5 protein-coding genes are annotated in these 5,678 nt (G+C 40.1%); 1 reads left to right on the top strand and 4 read right to left on the bottom strand.

Features of this window, described 5'->3' with window-relative positions; genetic code table 11:
• Positions 1 to 189: 189 nt before the first annotated feature.
• Positions 190 to 774, bottom strand: coding sequence for a vWA domain-containing protein (locus BFU02S_RS14510; RefSeq protein ID WP_066372132.1), 585 nt, complete (start codon positions 772 to 774; stop codon positions 190 to 192).
• 97 nt (positions 775 to 871) lie between these two features.
• Here BFU02S_RS14510 and BFU02S_RS14505 point away from each other — a divergent pair, with 97 nt between their 5' ends.
• Entirely contained in the window at positions 872 to 1,366 is a 495-nt protein-coding gene (locus BFU02S_RS14505) for a hypothetical protein (RefSeq protein ID WP_066372125.1), read from the top strand.
• Between the two features lie 314 nt (positions 1,367 to 1,680).
• Here the strand turns inward: BFU02S_RS14505 and BFU02S_RS14500 are convergent, their stop codons facing one another.
• The 3 genes from BFU02S_RS14500 to BFU02S_RS14490 form a co-directional block, all read right to left on the bottom strand.
• Complete coding sequence (locus tag BFU02S_RS14500) at positions 1,681 to 4,404, bottom strand: MBL fold metallo-hydrolase (protein ID WP_066372117.1); 2,724 nt, start codon at positions 4,402 to 4,404, stop codon at positions 1,681 to 1,683.
• A 256-nt stretch (positions 4,405 to 4,660) separates the two neighbouring features.
• Positions 4,661 to 5,305 (bottom strand): SdpI family protein, encoded by a 645-nt coding sequence (locus tag BFU02S_RS14495; RefSeq protein WP_066372113.1) that lies wholly within the window; start codon positions 5,303 to 5,305, stop codon positions 4,661 to 4,663.
• Entirely contained in the window at positions 5,292 to 5,573 is a 282-nt protein-coding gene (locus BFU02S_RS14490) for an autorepressor SdpR family transcription factor (protein ID WP_066372110.1), read from the bottom strand. Before BFU02S_RS14490 ends, BFU02S_RS14495 begins: the two co-directional genes overlap by 14 nt.
• Positions 5,574 to 5,678 lie beyond the last annotated feature (105 nt).

The following is a 5,678-nucleotide window of genomic DNA, read 5'->3' as shown; positions in this document are numbered from 1 at the left end:
AATCATCTCCTATGAATATTAATCCAAAAGTTTAAATGCGTTTTATCTAAGAAAATTTTACAAATAAAATCAAATCAGCAGATCTTCAAAATCAATTGCATTTAATTGCATTTATATGTTTGTAAAAGGTCTCTTCTATTTAAAATAATCTACTCCTAATCAAATATGGGCAATCCCACTTTCCTCTATTCATTTTTTCCTTTTCTCCATTACCTCCTCACATACAATATTGTACATTTGTTCTACACCAGTATGGGATGCTTCGAAACTAAAGGTATTCTCTCTGCCAATCCCAATTCTTTCCGCTTCTGCTTCGGTATCTATGTTGGCGCCGAGAAAGATAAAATCCCAATTATATTTTTTCTGCTGGTGCTGGATTAACTCCTTTACTTTAGAGTAGGTGAACTCGCGGCTGGCGTTTTCCAGTCCGTCTGTTGTGATGACAAAGATGACCTTTCCTGGCCTTTCCTCTTCCTTTGTATCCGATAACCGGCTGCCGACTTCTAAAATCGCCTTTCCGACAGCATCAAGCAAAGCTGTCATCCCTCTGACATAATAATCCTGATCCGTAAGCATTACCGTTTCAGCATCCACTCCATTCCACAGCACTTCATATTGATCATCAAAGAGGACGGCTGTAATAATGGTGCGCCCTTCCATTTGCCTCTGTTTTTTTATAAAGGCATTAAACCCGCCAATCGTATCACTTTCAAGCCCTGCCATTGACCCGCTGCGGTCCAGAAGGAAAATAATTTCCGTCAGATTTTTATTCATTACGATCATCCTTTGTAGAGAATTATATTATTATAATAGATAGATTCATTTTGTATTTGGTCGCTTGTTAAGCGACATTTTGATTGGGAGGCTTATTATGCTTGATCAGAAATTTTTAAATGAATTGCAGCAGTATGTTGAACATTACCTTAACTTTGTGTCGATGGAGGTTTTTCAGGAGGCAGAGTATAAGGATAGGGAAATATTTGAAACCATACAAGGTTATGAACTGGAGGATTTTATTAAAACCAATCGTAAGCCCTCGTTTCATCATATGTTGTTTCATTTAATAGATCACAAAGGCATGAGTGATACAGCCATTTACAAAAAAGCCGGTATTGATCGAAGGCATTTTTCCAAAATCCGTTCCAACCCCGATTACCGGCCCCGGAAAAATACAGTTATTGCCCTAACTTTTGCTCTTGAGCTAAATAAAAAAGAAACCGACAAACTTTTAAATTCTGCCGGTTATTCTTTGTCGGAAAGTGAGACATTTGATTTAGTTATTCGCTTTTGTCTGGAGAAAAAAATGTATAATCTCTTTCTTGTCAATGAGGCTTTAGACTATTTCGGATTAAAACCAATAGTGTAGAATAAGCACTGATTACATCCCACTGCATTTCTTGTACATTTTGCCGCTTCCGCATGGATAAGGGCATTCCGGCCAACTTTGACTGTCTTCACAAGAGCAGTTTACACTGCAAACGTATATATTAGCATTTTTTGATCTTCCATATATTCCATTTTACCCCTAATCCCTTCAACTTCCTTGTTCATACCCGTTTCTACAAACAAATCATTTAACCAGCCCAGCACTTCCCACCCTGTTATCCAATAGTCAACGATGCTTTTTGCAAAAAGAGACACCACTACATTTTGTCTCGGTGTCTCTCAATGTTGTCCATATTAAACTGTCACTTCCAATGAATAACCGGTGTGTTTTTGAATCTTTTCACTTACTTTCGTTTGCTCTATTTCGTCGGGTATGGATGCCAGTTTTATTGAAACTTTTTGTTTATCGATATGAATCGAGGGGTTCTTCTTTATTTCCCATGATCCTGGAATAGATTCCAGAGTGACTCGAATAATTTCGTTTTGTTTCGGGTTTTTGGCATAGGTTACAGGCATCCCGATGCGATATGATAATTCCTCTAAATCTACCTCATGCTGGCGGGCAATTTCAGGCGAGATAAAGTGAATTTCCATCAGCGTCTCGCCGTTATGTTGTTTGATGCTTGTTTTGTAAATGGTAATCCCGCGATCATCCGCCCATTTCCTCGCCTCTTCCATGGCTTCATTGTTTTCGAGCTTTTTGGAAGGAACACTAGATTGAATTATATCATTTACAGTTACTTCTAAATCGGCAGTAGATTCCCCTTGAAAAAGTACCTGAAAACCTGTGCTTTCCTTAAATTGGTCTATCAAGTTTTTAGCATTCTCCGGCTTTTTCGCTACAACTACTACTTTACGTTCGTTTAGGTGAATGGACACCGATCCGACACCTGGACCAAATAACTTAGTCAGCAGCGCCTGCAATAAATCTTGACGAACAGATTCTGATACAACAGAGGGCCATCCGGTGTTTTTCATGATGGCCTGATACCATTCTTTTCTCTCATTTTCTGTCAATGCGTCCGGAAAATCGAAGTAAAGCGTAATTCTTTCATCAGCTGTACCTACACCATCTGCCCCGCAGCGGATAAACCGCGGATGATTTGAAAGCATGTTCCGAACCGTTTCCATTGCTTGTGTCGGATTCATCTTTAATCCTTGGATTGGGAGTTCTAAATTTTTCAATTTCTTTATGAAATCTCGATCTACATCATACCGGACTGTACCGTCGTGACTTCGATCGCGTTTTTCCTTAGGAATACTTATGAATGCCAAGGCAAGCGCTACTTTTTCTTTGATTTCCGTTATCTGAAGAAGGCGGAAAATTTCTTCGAGTGTCATCACTTGTTCCGGAAGTCTGTCCCAGGATATTTGTTCCAGAATTGGACGAACAAAGGACAACACTTCGTCTGCTAACTCTTTTAATGTTTCAATCGGATCATTCCATGCCCCAACTGTTTCTGCTGCTTGAGAGAGCTGAATCTTTATTTGCTTTCCTTTTAACGTCTGGCAGATAAGGGAATTTGTTTTCGGATGAATTCCTGTGCAAATTGCCAATTTATAAGGCTTGTCTTGTTCTAGCCGATAGAGAATCAGCTTGCCTATTTTACCGCGAAGTGCCATACTCGCCTCATCTGTCTTGTACCGTTTTCCCAATACACCTTTTCCTGAATGGCGTTTTTCGAATGGGTAGGCTTGTCCATTTTCAACAAGGATGGGGTGAAATCTTTGATCAATCAATTGTCCTAGACTGTCTCTTGCCTCATCATCCCCATGAACAAGCAAGGTGTAAGTTGGTTCTAACGTCTGAATGAAGCGATTCATTTCATTTGCATCCGCATGAGCGGATAAGCCATATTTCCCAATACGGCATTTTACTTGATAGCTTGTCCCGTTCAAATCCAAGCTGTCTTCCATTCCTTCAGCAAGCTGTAACAACTTCTTTCCAGGGCTTTCCTCGTCTTGATATCCGGTAATAAAAATTGCATTTTTCTCATTGGAAACTAATCTTTCTGCATACCAAGCGCTGGCCCCGCCAGTCAACATGCCGGAAGATGCAATAATGCATCCCGGTTTCCCGCTTAAGATCGTTTCACGTTCTTTAGGGTGTACAGCTTTACAGCGACCTTCCGTTAAAAACACATCTCCATTTCGGTGAATACGATGTGCCACGGGCCCTTTTAAAAAATGAGGAAAGCTATTATAAATCCGGCAAATAGGTGTAACGAGACCGTCGACAAAGATGGGGAATTCAGGAATAAGTCCTTTGTCCATAAAATCTTGAAGAATCAGCAGTACTTCCTGAGCCCGGCCAAGGGCAAATGCTGGGATCAATGCAAAACCGCCGCCGCCGATGACTTCTGCGACATGTTCCGCCAGACGGCGTTCTTCTGTATTTCGATCGGTATGGGCGCGGTTCCCATAAGTAGATTCCATCACAACAACATCCGGACGAATATCGCGCGGCACCTGTGCTCCCGGAATCGTTCTCCCCGCTTTGAAGCTTAAGTCACCTGTAACAAGAATACTTTCCCCTTCTGCCTCAATATAAAACATGACGGCACCTAAAATATGACCAGCCCGAAAGCTTGTTATTTTGGCATTCCCAATTTGTAATATCCCACTGGCTGGAAACTGGAGCACAGACTCAAGTAGTGAATTTACCTGCTCCTCTGTATAAGGAACCAATGTTTGTGTCTCTGCTGCACGCGTTTCTATAATTTTTAACGAGTCTTTCATCATGACCTTCATCAGTTCAATAGTTGGCGGTGTTGCATAAATAGGGATAGTTGGATAAAGAGAATGCACAATCGGCAGTGCTCCAATATGGTCCGCATGAGCATGTGTCACCAAGATCACATCCGGACTCCCCAAACTCTCCAGCATTCCAAGCGATGGCAGCAAATGATCCCCATGCATCCGCATCCCTGCATCAATTAATAGATTGGTACCGCCAATATTTATATGTAAACACGAAGCCCCTACTTCATTGCCTCCGCCTAAAACATTTACTTCCAACTAAAGTTCCCCCCTTACAATTTCGATCATGTACACTGTTGATTATACCAACGGGGAACATAATCGAAAAAGTTTCCTCCCACGAATGTTAACAAAAAGTAAAAATAAACACTCAAGCCAATAAATATTTATAAAGTTCAGATATCTTTGTCCTTGAACTTTAAAAAAACTGGCAAACTATTAAGTTCTGCCAGTTATACTTTTCTTTTTATCTATTCAGATGGTTTCGGACTTAAAGGCATTCATGTAAAACCTATTACTTTTGGGGGAAGTTCTTTTTATAAATTATATATGAATAGAGAATTACCACCATCGTTCCAACCACCAATGCGCCGAAAAATATTACCATCCCCACCGAATTTACAAAAATAGAAATAAATGAAACGAAACCGATCAGGACAAAGACATATCCTCCAAGCCGATGTGTTTTTTTCCAAACGTGCTCTGAAGCCAATGTCCAAGGGGTCCTAATTCCGAAAAAATAGTTATGCCGGATCTGCGACATGTAATTTCCCAAAACAATAAACAGGATTCCCAAAAGGATAGGGAGCACTTTCTCAGCGGGAACATCAAATCCCAGGGAGCTAAATAAAGCAGCCATGTTTATGCATGAAATAAATAGGATAATTCCAAAATTAATCATCCCAAATGCTTTGGCATGCTTTTTATAAGATTCCCGCTTCGGGTCAATGGCAGGCAGAAAGTTGATCACCGCAAAAATAATAATTGGCAATGTACTCATCATCAACTGTTCCATTTTTGAACCATATCGATCTACTTTTCCATTTATTCCCCAGTGGACCGGTATGCGATCCGACATATGCGGAAAAGCAAATACATTCACCAGCAAAGGAATCAGTGCAATGATAAGCGTCATAAAGAAAAGCTTACCTTTTTTCATGAAATTCATCCCCTTTCCCTTTTTTGTCCAACAGCCACTTAATGACATCCTGTAAAATCGTAGAATTCAGCGAATACAGAATAAATTGCCCCTTTTTTTCATCTAAAACTAAGCCTGCAGTTTTTAATATTTTTAAATGATTACTGATGGAAGACTTGCTCATCTCGAAATGCTCGGCGATCTCACCAGCTGTTAAATCCCGCTCCTTCAGTAAATCTAGAATTTTCCTGCGCGTTGGATCTGCCAACGCCTTAAACACTTCATTCATCCTATTCCCTTCTTTAATATTTAGTTAATTTTCTAAATATAGAATAACACAATTCCCCAAAAATTAAAAGAAAAAAATGTAGGCCTGACCTACAAATGTCAGACC

The organism is Neobacillus fumarioli NBRC 102428 (assembly GCF_001591485.1).
Classification (GTDB): domain Bacteria; phylum Bacillota; class Bacilli; order Bacillales; family Cytobacillaceae; genus Neobacillus; species Neobacillus fumarioli.
Note: the sequence above shows the minus strand (reverse complement) of the source record. Positions and strands in the feature narration are given on the sequence as shown.